General features: G+C 73.6%; 16 protein-coding genes and 1 pseudogene. 6 read left to right on the top strand and 11 right to left on the bottom strand.

Features of this window, described 5'->3' with window-relative positions:
* Nucleotides 1-16: 16 nt before the first annotated feature.
* The 8 genes from ACFVUH_RS19000 to ACFVUH_RS19035 form a co-directional block, all read right to left on the bottom strand.
* Entirely contained in the window at nucleotides 17-403 is a 387-nt protein-coding gene (locus ACFVUH_RS19000; RefSeq protein ID WP_355360411.1) for a hypothetical protein, read from the bottom strand.
* Nucleotides 400-1230, bottom strand: coding sequence for a cupin domain-containing protein (locus ACFVUH_RS19005; protein WP_355360408.1), 831 nt, complete (start codon nucleotides 1228-1230; stop codon nucleotides 400-402). The genes ACFVUH_RS19000 and ACFVUH_RS19005 overlap by 4 nt, the downstream gene beginning before the upstream one ends.
* Entirely contained in the window at nucleotides 1223-2419 is a 1197-nt protein-coding gene (locus ACFVUH_RS19010; protein WP_355360406.1) for a sedoheptulose 7-phosphate cyclase, read from the bottom strand. Before ACFVUH_RS19010 ends, ACFVUH_RS19005 begins: the two co-directional genes overlap by 8 nt.
* A 66-nt stretch (nucleotides 2420-2485) precedes the next feature.
* Nucleotides 2486-3604, bottom strand: coding sequence for a transposase (locus tag ACFVUH_RS19015; RefSeq protein WP_355360403.1), 1119 nt, complete (start codon nucleotides 3602-3604; stop codon nucleotides 2486-2488).
* Nucleotides 3605-3815: 211 nt separating this feature from the next.
* Nucleotides 3816-4988, bottom strand: coding sequence for an IS701 family transposase (locus ACFVUH_RS19020; RefSeq protein ID WP_387914434.1), 1173 nt, complete (start codon nucleotides 4986-4988; stop codon nucleotides 3816-3818).
* Nucleotides 4989-5209: 221 nt separating this feature from the next.
* A complete protein-coding gene (locus tag ACFVUH_RS19025; RefSeq protein ID WP_387914436.1) occupies nucleotides 5210-5932 on the bottom strand; it encodes a TetR family transcriptional regulator in 723 nt (240 codons plus the stop codon).
* A 206-nt stretch (nucleotides 5933-6138) separates the two neighbouring features.
* Nucleotides 6139-7281 carry an NAD-dependent epimerase/dehydratase family protein gene (locus ACFVUH_RS19030; protein ID WP_387914437.1) on the bottom strand — a complete coding sequence of 381 codons (1143 nt, stop codon included), beginning with the start codon at nucleotides 7279-7281 and terminating at the stop codon, nucleotides 6139-6141.
* The gene (locus ACFVUH_RS19035) at nucleotides 7278-7907 is read right to left on the bottom strand and encodes a ScbR family autoregulator-binding transcription factor (RefSeq protein WP_355360391.1); all 630 of its coding nucleotides are present in this window, start codon (nucleotides 7905-7907) and stop codon (nucleotides 7278-7280) included. The genes ACFVUH_RS19030 and ACFVUH_RS19035 overlap by 4 nt, the downstream gene beginning before the upstream one ends.
* A gap of 125 nt (nucleotides 7908-8032) precedes the next feature.
* On the opposite strand from ACFVUH_RS19035, the gene ACFVUH_RS19040 reads away from it, so the two are divergent.
* Nucleotides 8033-9112, top strand: a complete 1080-nt coding sequence (locus tag ACFVUH_RS19040) for a ScbA/BarX family gamma-butyrolactone biosynthesis protein (protein ID WP_387914439.1) — start codon at nucleotides 8033-8035, stop codon at nucleotides 9110-9112.
* Between the two features lie 183 nt (nucleotides 9113-9295).
* On the top strand, nucleotides 9296-10180 hold the full coding sequence (locus tag ACFVUH_RS19045; RefSeq protein WP_387914441.1) for a LysR family transcriptional regulator: 885 nt from the start codon (nucleotides 9296-9298) through the stop codon (nucleotides 10178-10180).
* Between the two features lie 7 nt (nucleotides 10181-10187).
* On the opposite strand, the gene ACFVUH_RS19050 is transcribed toward ACFVUH_RS19045, so the two are convergent.
* The gene (locus ACFVUH_RS19050) at nucleotides 10188-10769 is read right to left on the bottom strand and encodes a TetR/AcrR family transcriptional regulator (RefSeq protein ID WP_387914443.1); all 582 of its coding nucleotides are present in this window, start codon (nucleotides 10767-10769) and stop codon (nucleotides 10188-10190) included.
* 97 nt (nucleotides 10770-10866) lie between these two features.
* Here ACFVUH_RS19050 and ACFVUH_RS19055 point away from each other — a divergent pair, with 97 nt between their 5' ends.
* A complete protein-coding gene (locus ACFVUH_RS19055) occupies nucleotides 10867-12315 on the top strand; it encodes an amidase (protein WP_387914444.1) in 1449 nt (482 codons plus the stop codon).
* A 310-nt stretch (nucleotides 12316-12625) separates the two neighbouring features.
* Here the strand turns inward: ACFVUH_RS19055 and ACFVUH_RS19060 are convergent, their stop codons facing one another.
* Both ACFVUH_RS19060 and ACFVUH_RS19065 read right to left on the bottom strand, forming a co-directional pair.
* The gene (locus ACFVUH_RS19060) at nucleotides 12626-13378 is read right to left on the bottom strand and encodes a glycosyltransferase family 2 protein (RefSeq protein WP_387914445.1); all 753 of its coding nucleotides are present in this window, start codon (nucleotides 13376-13378) and stop codon (nucleotides 12626-12628) included.
* A 2-nt stretch (nucleotides 13379-13380) separates the two neighbouring features.
* A complete protein-coding gene (locus tag ACFVUH_RS19065; RefSeq protein WP_387914446.1) occupies nucleotides 13381-14169 on the bottom strand; it encodes a GntR family transcriptional regulator in 789 nt (262 codons plus the stop codon).
* Between the two features lie 617 nt (nucleotides 14170-14786).
* Here ACFVUH_RS19065 and ACFVUH_RS19070 point away from each other — a divergent pair.
* The 3 genes and pseudogenes from ACFVUH_RS19070 to ACFVUH_RS19080 form a co-directional block, all read left to right on the top strand.
* A complete protein-coding gene (locus tag ACFVUH_RS19070; RefSeq protein ID WP_387914448.1) occupies nucleotides 14787-15035 on the top strand; it encodes a hypothetical protein in 249 nt (82 codons plus the stop codon).
* Nucleotides 15032-15490, top strand: coding sequence for a WhiB family transcriptional regulator (locus ACFVUH_RS19075; protein ID WP_387914450.1), 459 nt, complete (start codon nucleotides 15032-15034; stop codon nucleotides 15488-15490). Before ACFVUH_RS19070 ends, ACFVUH_RS19075 begins: the two co-directional genes overlap by 4 nt.
* 8 nt (nucleotides 15491-15498) lie before the next feature.
* Nucleotides 15499-15602: pseudogene (locus ACFVUH_RS19080) on the top strand (DUF2637 domain-containing protein); the annotation flags it as partial.

Raw genomic sequence — 15602 nt, forward strand, 5'->3', positions numbered from 1 at the left:
TTCGGATGCCGGGTGGTCAGTCGAGCTGGGGGACGCGGGCCGGGAGGGCGGTGCTCAGCGCGCGCGGCAGGACGCGGGTGCTGAGCAGGCGCAGGCCCTCGGGGCCGGCCGTCACGGTGACCTCGGAGTCGTGCCGGGCGAGTAGCAACGAGCCCTCGGAGAGCGGCAGTTCGTCGGGGCCGCGGGTGGCGGTGCCGGTGCCGGAGAGGATGAACAGGGCCTCCTCGACCCCGTCCCGGACCTCGTGGACCAGGCGCTCGCCGGGCGGCAGCCGCCAGAGGTCGAAGGTCTCCGTCTCGCTGTGCAGCATGCCCCGGCGGGCCAGGCAGGACCAGGTCCGCCGCTCGGGGCCGGCCGCCGCCGGGTCGCAGTCCACCGGCCGGAGCGCGCGGCTGACGATCATCGGGCGGCCCGCCCGGCCGCGTTCTGCCCGGACGTGCCCCGCGCCGGCACCGCGAGTTCGGCGTGGAAGAACTCCAGACCGTCCGCACCGGCCGTGATCACCGCGTCCGCGCCGAACGGCAGGGTGATCGCGGTGCCGGCCGTGAGCTCCACCTCGGTGTCGCCGGCCACGGCCGTGCCGGAGCCGGTGAGCACGAAGACGGTGTGCTCGGCGGTGTGCGCGCCGAACGCGGCCCCGGCGCCGCCGGCCAGCTCCCGGATCTCCACCAGGCGCAGCGGACCGGTGAAGACGCCGGCCGGGTCGACCGCCTTCTCCTCCCGCAGATCGTGCAGCCGCATCGTCTCGTTCTTCCTCTCGATCAACTCGGCGGTCGGGGCGTCGGGGGCCAGTCCGTGCAGCACCTCGGAGGTGGCCGGGGCCGGCATCTCGATGACCAGCCACTCCAGGTGCCCCTCGGGGGCGCTGCCGAAGCCGGGGTCGGTGACGCCCGCGGGGGCGCCGGTGTTGCGCAGGCCGTGCACGGTGCCGATCCCGGTCAGCAGGAGGGAGCCGGGACGGGCCGGCCGCACCTCGCCGTTCACCAGGAACTCGCCGTGGCCGCGGAGGATGAAGTAGATCTCCTCGGTGCGGGTGTGGCGGTGCTCGCCGCTCAGGCCGCCGGGCGGGATCCGGGCGACCTCGATCGCCTCGACCTCGGCCTCCAGGTGCTGCCGGCTGGCGAGCGCCTTCCAGTAGGTGAGGCCGGGGGCGCCGTGCACACCGTGGATCTCGGAGGCGTCCCGGGTGTCCGCGACCAGCAGGCCGCCGGTCGGTGCGGCGTCAGACACGGCTGAGCTCCCGGGCGTTGAGCACCCGGAGGTCCTCGACGGCGACGGCGAGCTCGTCGCGGGTCACGTCGTTGACGAAGACCGCGTCGCCGATGCCGGCCGGCAGCGGCAGGCGCTGCTGGCCGTCGCGGTGGCGGACGGTGTCCTGGAGCGCCGCGTCGAGCAGATCGGCGTCCAGCAGCTCGTTCCAGCTGGGCAGTTCGAGCGCGCGCATCACGGCGAGGATCCGGTCGCGCTGCTCCAGGTCGACCAGGCCGCGGCGCCAGCCGATCAGGGTGGTGAGCGCCATGTCGACGGTGACCGCCTCGCCGTGCAGCAGGGCGGGCAGCGCGCGCATCTCCAGGGTGGGGGAGAAGGTGTGGCCGTAGTCGACGATCCGCTCCAGCTCCGCCTCCCACAGGTTCGGCTGGAGCTCCTCCAGCATGCCGTGGATGGCGCGGCGCAGGACCTCGCCGGCCGGGTCGCCGCCGAGCGCGTCGTCCTGGAACTTCCGCTCGATCAGCGCCGGGCCGTGCTGCTCCAGCAGCTCGAACAGCCGGGCGTCCTTGATCAGGGCCATCTTGAGGATCTCGCCCATGCCGTTGGCGATGTGCCGGCGGTCGACGGTGGCGAGGAAGGAACGGTCGAGCAGGGTGAGCACCGGGGCGAAGTAGGTGCCCAGGCGGTTCTTGTGGCCGTTGAAGTTGACGCCGGTCTTCACCCCGACGCCCGCGTCGACCAGGCCGATCAGCGTGGTGGGCACGCGCACCACCGGGGTGCCGCGGCGGTAGAGGTTGGCCACCAGGCAGACGATGTCCATGAGGACGCCGCCGCCGATCACGATGATCGGCTCGCGCCGGCGGTCGAGGCCGAAGGAGTCCAGCGCGACCACGATGTCGGAGGCGGTCTCGAACTCCTTGAGCGTCTCGTCGGCGCGGACCACCTGGAGGAAGTAGTCGACGCCGTGGTGCTCGAAGTAGCGGCGGATCCGCTCGCCGTGCAGGCGGTCGACCTCGGCGTCGATGACCACGAAGCGGCGGTTGCCGCCCTCGGCTCCGGCCGTCTGCTCGATCAGGGCGGTACTGGCCGGGTCGAAGACGCCGTTGCAGACGCGCACCTCGTACTCGACGGGCTTGACCGCGCGCACCCGCCAGGAGTCCGAGGACCGGCTGTAGGTGAGACCGCTCGGGTAATTCTCGAAGACAAGCATGTCCTTTTCCCTTGTGAAGGCATGGGTGAATTCACGGTGCGGTGGTGGCGGTGCAGGGGGTGGTGATCAGACGGGGTGGCGTCCGAGCGCCACCGCGGCATAGGCCGCGGAGGCGAGCGTCATGTGCCGGTGCCAGCCCTCGAAGGAACGCCCTTCGAAATCGCGCAGGCCGACCCGTTCACCGATGACGGTGCGGTCCTCCTCGACGCCGCCGGCCAGCCGGAAGAGCCGGGGGAATTCGGCGGCCCGGTCCGGTCCGGAATCGGTCAGCCAGAATCCGGAGAACGCGGTGGGGCGCGTCCCGGACTCCGCGTAGAGGAGCAGTTCGGCCGGGGTGCCCGGCAGGGCGACCCGGACCACGTGTGCCTCGACCCCGGGCGGGCCGGAGGTGCCGGCCAGCCGGCGGGCGCCGGCGGAGGCGAACAGCTGGTAGGCGGGCAGGGCCCGGCCGCGGTCACGGGTGGGGGCCGTGACCGGCGTGAGCCGGGTCGTCGGGTCGACCCGGACGGCCACCCGCAGGCCGAGCTCCCGGCCGGCCGCGAACAGCCCGCCCGGTTCGGCCGGGCAGCCGTCCCAGATCAGGGTGGCCGCGGCGGTGGCCGGCAGCCGGTCCGCGAGCGGTCCGAGCAGCGCGGCCTGCCGGTCCAGGGAGTCCCCGGTGGCACAGCTCGCGCCCGCCCCGGGCGGCGTGTGCGGCTCCGGCGGGACGGCCCGGTGGGGCGGGTCCGTCAGCTGGAGCTGCCAGTCGACCGGAGCGTTGAGCCGCGGGGCCAGGTACCAGAGGCCGACGGCCCGCTGGGCCCCGGCCAGCTGGCCCAGCTCGGGGACGAACCGGCGTCCGACGCCGACCGAGCGGGTGCCGGACTTCGGGATGAACATCGGCCGGACCAGCCAGGCGCGGGGGGTGCACGCCTCGACCAGCCGGGCGGCCAGGGCCTCCCGGACCGGCGCCCAGGCCCAGGGGGAGTTGCGGATGAAGTGGTGCAGCCGCTGGACCGCCCCCGGGTCGCCGAGCGTCCGGGCGATGTTGCTGATGGACTTCCGGCCGGCCGTGCCGAGCAGGCCGCGCAGGTATTCCTCGGCCTTGATCCGGTAGTCGGCCCGGTCGAACGAGGCGAAGAGCTGCTCGCCGAGAATTTCCGGGAACGTGTCGACCAGGGGGTCCGCGGCGGCTGCCGTGCTCATGGTGCTCACCTCCTCTCCGGGTTGCGCCGGGCTTTCCGGTGGTTCGCGCGGTGGTGCTTTCGGTGGTGCTTCTGGTGGTGCTTTCGGTGAATTCACCGGCGGGTGTTGCGGTGGGTTCCCCGGTGAATTTCCCGACACTGGAATCATCCGCTGCGGCGGGTATTTCGGTCAATGCGATTCGGACGTCTTCGGCAAGTCGCCCGAGCCATTGTCAGGCGGAATTGCGGAGGCTTTCCCGGATGATTTCCGGGGTGCGTCCGGGCAGGTCTCGGCCGAGCGAGTGCGCGGCCGAGACCAGCGTCATGTGGTGGTGCCAGCCGGTGAACGAGCGGCCGGAGAAGTCCAGCAGGCCGAAGTCCGAACCGAGCCGGTCCACGGTGGTCCGGGTGGCCGCACCGGCGTCCAGCAGCGCGAGCACGCCGGGCGCGTCCTCGGCCAGGTTGGTGAGCCAGTACCGCCGCGGCTGTCCGGGACCGCCGCCGTGCGCCCAGAGCCGGTGCACGGGCGAGCCCTGCGGACCGGATGCGCCGAGCGGGCCGGGCAGCAGGACGGGAGTGCCGCGCAGCACCGGCTGCGGGGCCCCCGGCGTCCGCGGCCGGCGGCGCGGGAACAGCGCCTCGGCCGTCACGGTGCCCTGCTGGAGCCGTCCGGGCCGGCCCGTGGCGGCCTGCAGCACCGGCCGGACGGCCTGGCCGCCGCGGACCTCCAGCAGGTACGGGACGCCCCGCCGGGCCAGCGCGCCGGCCAGCCGCAGCGGCTCGTCCGCCACGCCGAGGTCGGCGACCAGTGGCGCGATCGGGAGGAGGCCGGTGAGCCGGTCGACCATCCCGAGCAGCAGCTCGCCGGCCGAGAACGGGGCGAGGCCGTCGGGGATCCGGGCGCGGGTGCGGCGCTGCGGGTCGTCCGTCCAGCTCGGGTCGAGCAGCAGCGACCAGTCCACCGGGACGGCGTCCCGGTCGGTGGCGACGAACAGTCCGGGCGCGGCCTGGCACTTGACGGTGCGCCCGGCGTCCGGGACGAACCGGCGGTGGACGCCCACCGCCTGGTCGCCGCGCTTGGGGATGACCGCCAGGGTGGCCGTCCAGGCGCGGACCGGGCGGTCGCCGGCGGCCAGCCGGGCCAGCACCCGGCGGGCCGGGCGCCAGTCCCAGGGACTGCCGTTGATGAACTGCTGGAGCGAGAGCGAGGCGGTGGTCGCCGTCGGCCCGGTCGCCAGGCTCGCCGCCATGTTCGACAGGGACTTGCGGCCGGGCGCCGCGAGCAGTCCGTGCAGGTAGGAGCGGGCCCAGCGGCGCTGGTCTATCCGGGTCAGGTGGGCGAAGACCTGCTCGGCGAACCGGGAGACCGCGGCTTCGCCGGCCGGTGACAGGGGTTGAGCGTCCATGTGAGCTCCCCGGGATCGGTGTGGTGCCGTGAGATGCCTTGAGATGCCGTCCCCAAAAGAATAGCGAACGATCTCTTTGTTTTTGAGTCCCGTGCGGGCCCTGGACCGGTTTTGGCAAGTCCTGGTGCCCGGTGGCCGGAGAACGCGGCACCGCCCGCACCGGCGTCAAACGGCCGGTGCGGGCGGTGGGTTGACCTCGGGTGAGGGCGTGTCCTGGCAGGTCAGCAGCGTACGCCCGGGGCGGGCGGACCGGTCACCGCACGGCGCCAGAGGCGTCCGAGGCGCTGCCGGACCTCCGCCCGGGCGGCCGGGTCGTCGCCGTCCAGGGTGACGATTCCGCGCCGCAGGGCCTCCGAGCCGACCACCAGGCAGTGGGCCAGCGTCTCCAGGTCCGTGCTGTCGAGGCCGGCGAGGTCGCGGGCCCTGGCGGCGCCGCCGCTTGTGTTCGTGTTGTTGCCGGTCGCGTCGCCGGGGCCGCGGCCGGGGCCCGGGGTGAACGGGTAGACGTCCTCGCGGGGATCGGCCGCGGGGGCGGTGGACCGTTCACGGGCCAGCCGGTCACGCAGGTCCGGGCTCCAGCCCGCGTGCCAGTTGCCGGCCGACTCCGGCTGCTCCCAGGTGAGCCGGGCGGCTGCCCGTACGCTCGGCTCCTCGTCCAGCAGGCGGGTGAGCGTGTCGAGCAACTCCACGACACCCGTGTCGCGTCGCCCGTCCGGCCCGGAGGCTCGGGCGACCGCTGCCCGGGTGAGCGCGGCGGCCTCGGTGCGTACCGCGTCGGCCAGTGCGGCCTTGGACGGGAAGTGGAAGGTGAGCGCCCCCATGGTGACCCCGGCGGTCTGGCTGACCCGGGCCAGTGAGGTGCCCGCGTAGCCGTGCCGGTCGAACTCGGTGGCGGCCGCGTGCAGGAGCGCCCGGTGGGTCTGCTGGGCGCGTTCCTGCTTCATCGCGCACCGCCCGCCCGGCCGGTGGGGCCTCGGTGCGTACAGGTGCCGACGCCCGTGTCCGCCCCCGATCGGCGGGGGCGGGGGACGTCGGGACAGGCTGCGAGCGGGTCGGCCGGGGAGTGAGGGGGGACGAACCACATGGTCGGCGTGGCTCCTTCGCACGGTCGGGGCGTGCCGGTGAGTACCGGTACGGTGACGCTCCGACGTTACGCCTCGGCGCGATGCATACGCACGGCATCCCTGGGATCCTCGGGCGGCTTTGGCATTTCCTTCGCAAATGCCCGCAAGCGGGCGGAGGTCGGGGCATCCGCGGGAGTCGCCTCGGGCGTCGCCCGGGGAGTCGCGGCAGGCGCCGCGGCGGGCTCCCCGGCGAGGTGGGCGCGGTACCAGGGCGCTGCCCCGGCGAGCCGGCGCAGCGGCCCGGGGCCGGGGTCGGTGCCGGTCAGTCGCCAGATCTCCTCGCTGCGGTACCAGTGATGACGGGCCATCAGATCGAGCTGCCGCTCGCCGTACACTCCGGGGACCCTGTCGAGCTCGGCGACGCAGCGGTCCCACGGCCAGTCGACCCCGGGTGCCGGCGGAAGCACACCGTGCTCCGCGAGTGCCGCCAACAGCCGTGCGACGGTGACGGGTTCGGGATGCCCGGCGTGGTGCACCCCGGGCGTGGCCGCCGACGGCTCCGGGGCGAGCGCGAGGTCCGCGATCAGCCGGGCCAGGTCGGTCACGTCGACCAGCGAGAGCAGTGCCCCGCCGCCGTCCCAGCGCGCCGGTACCCGGCGGAGCAGGTCCGCCAGGCAGGGCACCACCCAGCGGTCGCCCGCACCGAGCACCAGCGGGGCGCGCAGCACCACCGCCCCGGCCTCCAGCGCCGCCCGTTCGCCGGTCAGCCGCGTGCGGCTGGCCGCCGAGACCGGCGCGGGCGCCGCCTCGTCCACCCCGAGGCCCCGGTGCGGACCGGCACCGTAGACCGCGGAGGTGGAGAGGTGGACGATCCGGCCGACCCCGGCCCGCCCGGCCTCGGCCAGCAGCGCCCGGGTGCCGTGCACATTGACCGCGGCGCACTCCGGCTCCGGGCCGGCGACCAGCGCGGCGAGGTGGATCAGCACGTCCGCGCCGTCCGCCGCGCCGCGCAGCGTCGCCGGGTCGGCGAGGTCCGCCGCGACCGGGACGGTTCCGGCCGGCGCCGCCGAGCGGGTGAGCGCCCGGACTTCGCCGACCCCCGGCAGCGCACGCAGCGCGGCCAGGACGGCGGAGCCGATGAAGCCGCCCGCCCCGGTCAGCAGGACGGTGGGCCCGTCGGTGCCCGCCCGTCCGTCGTTCTTCCCCCGTGTCCCCCGTACCTCGTTCATGCCGGCTGCTTCCCGTACTCCAGGACGTACGCGCGCAGTTCGGCGACCACCGGCGCGGGTGCGATGCCGGGCAGCAGGAACCACCACAGCTGGACGATCCGCTCCGGCAGGTCGGCCCGCCCGGTGCGCAGGTGGGACATGATCTGCGAGCCGGTGTACGCCGCGACCAGCACCTGGGCGAGCTCCTCCAGCGCGAGGTCGTCGAGCAGTTCGCCGGCCCGCCGGGCGGCGTCCAGCTCGGCGCGGAACTGCTCGGCCCACATCTCGTACGGGCTGAAGTCGCGCAGTCCGAGCTGCCCCTGCTCGACGGCGAGGGTCACACCGGCGCGCAGCAGCACGTTCTCCTGCAGCTCGTCGGCCAGGTAGAGGGTGATCCGGATCAGCTGGCGCAGTCCCGTCGGCTGCCCCGGTAGTTCCAGGTCGGAGGCCTGCTCGTCGATGACCGCCTTGGCGAGGTCCTCCTTGGACTTGAAGTGGAAGTACATCGCCCCCTGGGTGGTGCCCGCCTGGTTGATGATCTTGCTGACGCTGGAACCGCTGAAGCCGTACTCGTCGAAGATCTGCGCGGCGGCCCTCAGGATGGTCTCGCGGGTGCGTACGGCTCGTTCCTGCTTGGCTCTTGCCACGAGTAACTCCAAACGTCTCGACAAACAAAAAGAACGACCTCTATGTTATTCGCCATGGGGCCCGGCGTACACACCGGAGCGCCGATCTTTCACCTTGCCTGTGGCCACTCTGGGGGAGTGCATCCATGTTTCGCACAGACCACAGCACCACCGTCTCCACCTCGCTTGACGAAGCCATGACCGGCGCATCGGCCGCCGCACCGGCCGACGGCCGCACCGACGGCACGGCCGTCGCGCCGACCGCCGTGCCCCAGGAGTACGTGCACAAGCGGGCCGCCGAGGAGGTCCTGCTGACCGGCTGGGAGCAGCTGGCCGAGGACTCCTACCGGATCACCGCGCGGTGGCCGCGCGACCACCGCGCCTACGGCGTCCGCAACGGCTACCACGACCCGATGCTCCTGGTGGAGACGGTCCGTCAGACCTTCCCGCTGCTCTCGCACGCGGCCTTCGGCGTCCCGGTCGGCCACCAGCTGATCTGGGACCACTTCGGCTACGCGCTCATCCCGGGCGGCCTGTGGGCCGGCGCGCACGACACGGTCCCGCGCCAGCGCGGCGCCGCCGACAGCGGCGCCGCCCGCGTCCGGCGCGCCGGCGACGCCCACGACGAGGTGCAGATCGACGCCGTCTGCCAGGACGTGGTCCGCCGCGGCAACCGGGTGGCCGCGCTGACGCTCGCCTACGTGGTCAGCCGCGACGGCGAGCCGATCGCCACCGCGCAGACCCGCTTCACCGTCCAGACCCCGGCGATCTACCGGCGGCTGCGCGCCGACAAGGGCGACCCCGCCGAGATGATGGCCCGCGCCGTCCCGCTGCCCGCGCCGATCCCGGTCGCCCGGGCCGGCCGCGCCGTGCCGCAGGAGGTGGCGCTCTCCGCCACCGACCGGGCCCGGCGCTGGCAGCTGCGGGTCGACACCCACCACCCGGTGCACTTCGACCACCCGGTCGACCACGTGCCCGGCTCGCTGCTGCTGGACGCCGCCCGGCAGGCCGCGCAGGCGCTGCACCACCAGGCGCCGGTGATGGCCGTCGCCATGGAGTGCGACTTCAGCCGCTACGTCGAGCTGGACGAGCCCTGCCTGGTCGAGGTGACCCAGCTGCCGCGCGACCCCGCCCGCCGGGACCGCGTCGGGGTGGTCCTGCAGCAGGGCGCGGGCGACCCGTCCTGCTCGATCATCGTCACGGTGGCGCCGCTCACCACGGGCTGACCGACGATCAGCGCGGCCCGGGCCTGCCGGTACCCCCTGCCGGCGGGCCCCGGCCCTCCCCGCCTCCCCGGCCCTCTCCCCGGCCTTCCCCTCGGTCCACCCGGCAGGCCTCCCGGCCGCCGCGCACACGGTGCCGCCGTACCCTGGACCCCCGCGCAGGACACCAGGGGGGCCGGACCGCGCATGGAACTCAGACAGCTCCGCACCTTCGAGGCGGTCGTCGTCCACCGCACCGTCACCGACGCCGCCGCGGCCCTCGGCCTCGCGCCGTCCTCCGTCGCCGAGCAACTCCGCACCCTGGAACGCTCGCTCGGCACCGCCCTGTTCGAACGCTCGCCGCGGGCGATGACGCCGACCCCGGCCGGGCGCCGGCTGCTGCCCTGGGCCCGCCGGTTGCTGGACCAGGCCGACCAGGCCCGCCGCGAGGTCACCGCCGCCCGCACGGTCCTGCGGCTCGGCACCCTGGAGACGGTCGCCGCCACCCACGCGCCCCGGGTGCTCGCCCGGCTCACCGGGCACCATCCGGAGCTGGACGTCGCCCTGCACACCGACGCGGACCGGGACGGCCTGCTGCACGGTGTCGCGGCGGGCGGCCTGGACGCCGCGCTGCTGCTGGACACCGCCGGCCCGCTCGGCGAACTCGGCTTCGTCCCGCCTCCGGTCCCGCTGGCCCACCTCGACCTGGAGGACGTCCCCCTCGTCCTGGTCGCCGCGCCCGGGTCCCCCGACCCGGGTCAGCGCCTGCTGGTGAACACGCCGGCCTGCTCCTTCCGCCTCGCCGGTGACCGGCTCTTCGGCCCCGAGGTGGAACGCCTGCACACCGGCGACGTCGCCGCCACCCGGGCCTGCGCCGAGCGCGGCCTCGGCATGGCCCTGCTCCCCGAGTCCGCCGTCCACGAGCAGCTGGCCGCCGGCACCCTGCGCCGGCTTGCCCCCGCCGTCCCCCCTGCCGTCCCCGCCGCCGTTCTCGTCCCCGCGCTCCGCCTCCGCCTGGTCTGGCGCGCCGACCGCGAGGCCGTGCCGGCCGTCCGCGACGTCCTCCACGCCGCTGCCGCCACCGCGCGCTGACCGCCGTTCAGCCCCGCCAGAGCCGCTCCAGGTGCGCGTGCAACACCTCGGCCGCCCGGCCCTCCGTCAGCTGTCCGACCAGCACGTGCGCGGTCAGCCCGTCCACCAGCGCCAGCAGGGTCCGGACCTCGACCTCCCGCACCTCCGGCGCGACACCCGCCTCGGCCAGCAGTCCGAGGAACAGCTCCTCCGACGCCGCGTACCCCGCCCGCAGCGGCCCGGCCAGCGCCTCGCTCACCGCCGCCTGCGCCAGGAACGCCAGCCAGACCCGCGCCTCGCTGCGGTGCTCCGCCCGCAGCAGCGCCAGCTCCTCCGCCGCGTAGCCGACCGCACTGGCCGAGGACTGCGCCGGGCCGGCGCCCAGCCGCTCCCGCACCCGGCGCTCGATCCGCCCGCCGATGTGCCGGAGCGCGTGGACCAGCATCTCCTCCTTGGTGCGGAAGCACCGCTGGACGGCCCCCATCGAGAGCCCCGCCCGCTCGGCGACGTCCCGCAGCGTGACGCCCTCCAGACCGCTCTCGTCGGCGAGCCGGCAGACCGCCTCGGCGATCACCCGCCGCCGCTCCGCCAGATCCACCTGCCTGGGCACGTCGTGCTCCCCACTTAATCCGATGCGTTCGTATCGGTTCACACACTACGCTTCCGATGCACCTGCATCACTACGTCCCCTCCCCAGGAGCGCAGCCATGTCCGACACCGATCCCTCCGCACTCCCCTGGTCCCTCACCGCCTCCGCCCAGGCCCGCGCCGTCCGCACCGGCGAGATCTCCGCCGGCGAGCTCATCGACGCCCACCTCGACCGGATCGCCGAGGTGAATCCCCAGGTCAACGCGATCACCCAGCTGCTCGCCGACCGCGCCCGCGCCCAGGCGGCCGACACCGACCGCCGCCGCGCCGCCGGCGAACCGCTCGGCCCGCTGGCCGGCGTGCCGTTCACGGTGAAGGAGACCACCGCGATCGAGGGCGTCCCGACCACCTTCGGCGTTCCGCGCTTCCGCGACCTGGTCGCCGACGCCGACGCGCCCCCGGTCGCCCGCCTCCGCGCCGCCGGCGCGATCCCGATCGGCCACAGCAACCTCCCCACCCTGGTCCTGTCCGGGATGCACAGCCGCAGCGAACTCTTCGGCGACACCGTCAACCCCTGGGACCCGACCGTCACCCCGGGCGGCACCAGCGGCGGCGACGCGGTCGCCGTCGCCACCGGCATGGCCGCCCTCGGCCTCGGCAACGACTCGGGCGGCTCCATCCGCGTCCCGGCCGCCTTCTGCGGCGTGGCCGGCCTCAAGCCGAGCTACGGCCGGTTCCCCGCCGACCACCGCATCCTCGGCCCCGCCGACCCCGGCCCGGCCTCCCAGTTCCTGGTCGTCGACGGCCCGTTCGCCCGCAGCGTCGCCGACCTCCGGCTCGCCTTCGAACTCCTCGCCGGCACCGACCCGCGCGACCCGCGGGCCGTCCCCGCCCCCCTGGACGGCGAACCGCTGCCCGGCCCCGTCAAGGTCGCGGTGGTCGCCGACCCCGGCGGCCACGGCGTCCACCCCACCGCCCGCGCCGCCGTCGCCACCGCCGCCGCCGTCCTCGCCGACGCCGGCTACGACGTCCAGGAGGTCCCCGACGTCCCCCGCCTCGACGAGACCCTCGCCGCCTACGACCTGCTCACCATCACCGAGTTCGCCCCCACCTGGCCGTCCGTCCGCCCCCTCCTCGGCCCCGGCGGCGACCGCTACCTCGCACCCGTCATGGACCGCACCCCGCCGGCCACCTCCGCCGAGTTCATGACCCTGATGGGCACCTGGCTCACCATCCGCCGGGCCTGGGCCGAATTCCTCGCCGACTTCCCCCTCCTCCTCGCCCCCGTCTACACCGACCCCATCCCCGCCCCCGGCCTCGAATCCCGCGACCCCGCCTCCCGCGACCGCGTCGCCACCGCCATGGGCCTCTGCACCGCCACCAGCCTCGCCGGTGTCCCCGCCGTCACCGTCCCCACCGGCCTCACCCTCGGCCACCCCACCGCCGTCCAGCTCATCACCCGCCCCTACCGCGAGGACCTCGCCCTCCACGCCGCCCACACCCTCGAATCCCACCTCCCCCCACTCACCCCCATCACCCCCCGCCCCGAACGAACCCTCCCCGTGTGACCCGCGCCACCACGCCCCGCCGGTGGCCGAGCCCTTGAGGCCCGGTCACCCGGCCGCACACGCAAAACGACAGAGGCTCTGCCGGATTTCTCCGGCAGAGCCTCTGCATTGGGTCGGGGTGGCGGGATTTGAACCCACGGCCTCTTCGTCCCGAATGAGGGTCGGGGTGAGAGCCGACCTGCGTAAACGTGCGAACGTGCAGGTCAGAGCGTCGGGTTCCGTCGGCTCTCGTGGTGCTAGCGCGGGGTGAATCTCAAGATCTTCTCCCGAGTTTCTCCCAACGGCTCCCAGCGGGCTGCTGAGAGCGGAGTCAGTTGCTGACTCGCCACCCTTCGAGCGCAGCCAGTGCCCGTGCCCGGGCCTCGACGACGGCCATACGCGCCGACCGCTCACCCTCGTGTACGTGCGCGGCTTGGCTGGTGCTCTGCCCGGGCCACTTGCGGTACAGAAGTCCCGTTTCGGTGCTGAACCACCCCCGGCTCACGGCGTTCAGCGCGAGCAGAAGGCCCGTGTCCTCGGAGGCGGGGAGCGCCATCCAGCCGCCGAGTGCCAGGAGCAAGTCCCGGCGGACGCACAGCGTCGCGGGGTGCACCTGGGCGCGGAAGTCGTGGGCCTTCCAGTGCTCAAGCACGGCGCCACGCTCGATCGGGCCTTCCGGCGGATCCTGGTCGAACCCGACGGTGGAGCCGTCCGGCAGAAGGTCAAGCACACGCGACGTGGTCCAGTAGATGTCGGGGTCGTTCAGCGCGGCCACATCGCGGGCCAGGGTGCCCGGGGTCAGCATGTCGTCAGCGTCCAGGACCTTGACGAATTCGCCTTCCGCGCGGGACAGCGCCAGAGTTCGGGCGACGCCGGCGCGCCCATGGCGGCCCTGGCCGAAGCTGATCCGAGGGTCGTCAGGGACGTGCGGCGCGACCGCATCCGTCTCCCCGTCCTCCTGAATCACCCACTGCCATCCCCATCCGTCGGGAAGCTGCTGGTCGACAAGCGACTTGTAGGCATCGGCCAGGAACGGGGCCGACGGTCCATGTACCGCCGTAATGATGGTCACGATGTTGGTCATGCTCACCACCTTGTCAGCTTGCTCGTGAAGGTCAGCTCAGTGCGGTCGCCCGGCAGGATGACGTGGGAGACCTCGACCACCCGGTCGTTGATGTCGATGCTGATCTTGCGACAGATGATCACCGACACGCCCACCGGCAGGCCCAATTCCTCCGCCTCTTCCGGCGTGGGCGGCCGGGCCTGGAACGTTTCCACGATCCGGTCCAGCTCGATTCCCACCGTCCAGAGCTGGTTCTGGGTTCCCCCGGGCCACGGTTCCTGGTCGTCACGCAGCAGGTCAGGGTTGCCGGCCACCATGTCGAGCAACAGGTAGGACTCCGCGCGGTTGAGTGGCGTCCGCTCCTCCCGGTTCCTGGTTCGGTACGTCCTGCGAAGCAGCATGGCGCCCTCGGGCACGCCGAACTCCTCCGCAAGCTCCGCTGTTGCGGCCACCTGCGCGTACGTTGCCGAGAAGACGAGGTCGTTAACGGTCAAACCGGTGTCGCGCTCGGTCGCTCCTGTCTTGAGCCTCTCGGATTCGGGCTGACGCGCTCGGTCCTTCTCCCACTGGTGTCGGGCACCGTCCCGAACGACCTTGGTCGACTCCTTCCGGACGAACGTCCCCCGGCCGTGCTGCTTCTCGACCAGGCCCTCGGCCTCCAGGACACCAACCGCCTGCCGCACGGTCGGCACGCTCGTTCCGAACTGGTCCGACAGCGCCGTCTCGGCGGGCAGCCTCTCGCCAGGCTTGCGCTGACCTGTGCGGATCTCTTCCCGCAGCGCGTCTGCGATGCGCTCGTACACCTTCGCCATGGTGGCCTCCGCCGTCCCTCGGTGTGTGACTCGCTCAGGATAAGTCCTCAAGAGGAGTTGACGACTTCCTGAGAACCCGTCATAGTCATTCGCAGGTCGCAAGTCCTAAAGAGGAGTTGAGGACAAGTCCTCAATATGACTCTAGGGCTTGCTTGACCTGCACAGATGCACCTGAAGGGCGGCATAGCAGCGCTTCGAAGGTCATCTGTGAGCTGAGGCGGAGGACGCTGCAATCTCCGCAAAGGCCAGGGGATAGGGGTTCGGCTAGGTCCGGCCCTGACTGGCGAGGTGGCCCGGCGACCGCGAGCAACGGCCGGAGAGTGGGGCATTAGTGGCCCCCTTGCAGTGAGTTTCTTTGCCCGCCCGAACCGAGGAGGTGTCCCGATGTTCTTGATCGATCGTGTGAGACATAGGTCGCCTCGCCGGGCCTCTGCTGGCCGGTGAGGCTGCTCCACCAGCGTTCACGACTCCCGGCGTGACCGTCCCGCCCACCCGGCGGGTCGGCCACGTCGGGTTTCCGCGGCCGCTCGTTGAGCGCCCGATCCGCTAAACGGCTGCGGTCCCGGTGCTGCAACACCGGGACCGCTCAGGGCCGTCCGAGTGAAGGACACCGACCCATGAAACTGATTGTCGCAGGCCAGGACGCCGCGACGCCGGGCGAGTTCGCGGAACTCGCGCTCGGCTTCGGCATCGACGCCGAACTGTTCACCGGCAGCGAGACGGAGAGCCCGGAGGAGATGCGGGCCCGACTCGACGCCGCACGGGACATCCTGCGGGACCTGGACCCGCCGGCCGCCCGCTTCGCCTCCGCGCTGATGCGCAAGGCCGAGCGCCGCCGGGCGCTCACCTGGAGGGCCGCCGCGTGAGCCTGCACCGCGCCCAGTACCTCACCGGCACCCGCGCCCCGCACCGGACGGCCCGCCCGGCGGCCACCGTGCTCGCCGAGGTTCGCCCGGCGGGGGACGGTGACCTGCGCGGCGCCGCCTGCGCTGGCGCCGACACCGACCTGTTCTACCCGGACCCCGAGGAGATCGGCCCCGAGGCCGCCGAGTGGGCCGAGCGCCGCGCCAAGATGATCTGCGCCGGGTGCCCGGTCCGCACGATGTGCCTGGAACTGGCCCTGGAGCGCCGCGAGCCCGAGGGCGTCTTCGGCGGCCTCACCCCCGCCGAGCGCCGGACCGTCAGTGCGCGCCGTCACCAGGCTGCCGCCCGTGAGCGGCGCGTGGCCGGTGGCGTGCCCGACAACGTGCTCGCCGCGTTCACGGACGCCGTGAGCGCGCTCACCGCCCGCTCACAGCGCACGGTTCGGGGGCCGCGATGAAGGCGGCGATGAGTCCCGCGCAGATCCGATCCGCCGAGCGGGCGCTGAGCGTCGGGACGTGGGCGATCACGTTCGGCGCGGTCCTGTACAGCGTGCTCACGGTGACCCCGCT

It is taken from the genome of Kitasatospora sp. NPDC058032 (assembly GCF_042885845.1).
Classification (GTDB): Bacteria; Actinomycetota; Actinomycetes; order Streptomycetales; family Streptomycetaceae; genus Kitasatospora.

What these genes read in the sequence shown, in the direction of transcription:
- ACFVUH_RS19000 (WP_355360411.1), bottom strand. Translation starts at nt 403, where the DNA reads ATGATCGTCAGCCGCGCGCTCCGGCCGGTGGACTGCGACCCGGCGGCG.
- ACFVUH_RS19010 (WP_355360406.1), bottom strand. Translation starts at nt 2,419, where the DNA reads ATGCTTGTCTTCGAGAATTACCCGAGCGGTCTCACCTACAGCCGGTCC.
- ACFVUH_RS19015 (WP_355360403.1), bottom strand. Translation starts at nt 3,604, where the DNA reads ATGAGCACGGCAGCCGCCGCGGACCCCCTGGTCGACACGTTCCCGGAA.
- ACFVUH_RS19020 (WP_387914434.1), bottom strand. Translation starts at nt 4,988, where the DNA reads ATGGACGCTCAACCCCTGTCACCGGCCGGCGAAGCCGCGGTCTCCCGG.
- ACFVUH_RS19025 (WP_387914436.1), bottom strand. Translation starts at nt 5,932, where the DNA reads ATGAAGCAGGAACGCGCCCAGCAGACCCACCGGGCGCTCCTGCACGCG.
- ACFVUH_RS19030 (WP_387914437.1), bottom strand. Translation starts at nt 7,281, where the DNA reads ATGAACGAGGTACGGGGGACACGGGGGAAGAACGACGGACGGGCGGGC.
- ACFVUH_RS19040 (WP_387914439.1), top strand. Translation starts at nt 8,033, where the DNA reads ATGTTTCGCACAGACCACAGCACCACCGTCTCCACCTCGCTTGACGAA.
- ACFVUH_RS19045 (WP_387914441.1), top strand. Translation starts at nt 9,296, where the DNA reads ATGGAACTCAGACAGCTCCGCACCTTCGAGGCGGTCGTCGTCCACCGC.
- ACFVUH_RS19055 (WP_387914444.1), top strand. Translation starts at nt 10,867, where the DNA reads ATGTCCGACACCGATCCCTCCGCACTCCCCTGGTCCCTCACCGCCTCC.
- ACFVUH_RS19060 (WP_387914445.1), bottom strand. Translation starts at nt 13,378, where the DNA reads ATGACCAACATCGTGACCATCATTACGGCGGTACATGGACCGTCGGCC.
- ACFVUH_RS19065 (WP_387914446.1), bottom strand. Translation starts at nt 14,169, where the DNA reads ATGGCGAAGGTGTACGAGCGCATCGCAGACGCGCTGCGGGAAGAGATC.
- ACFVUH_RS19070 (WP_387914448.1), top strand. Translation starts at nt 14,787, where the DNA reads ATGAAACTGATTGTCGCAGGCCAGGACGCCGCGACGCCGGGCGAGTTC.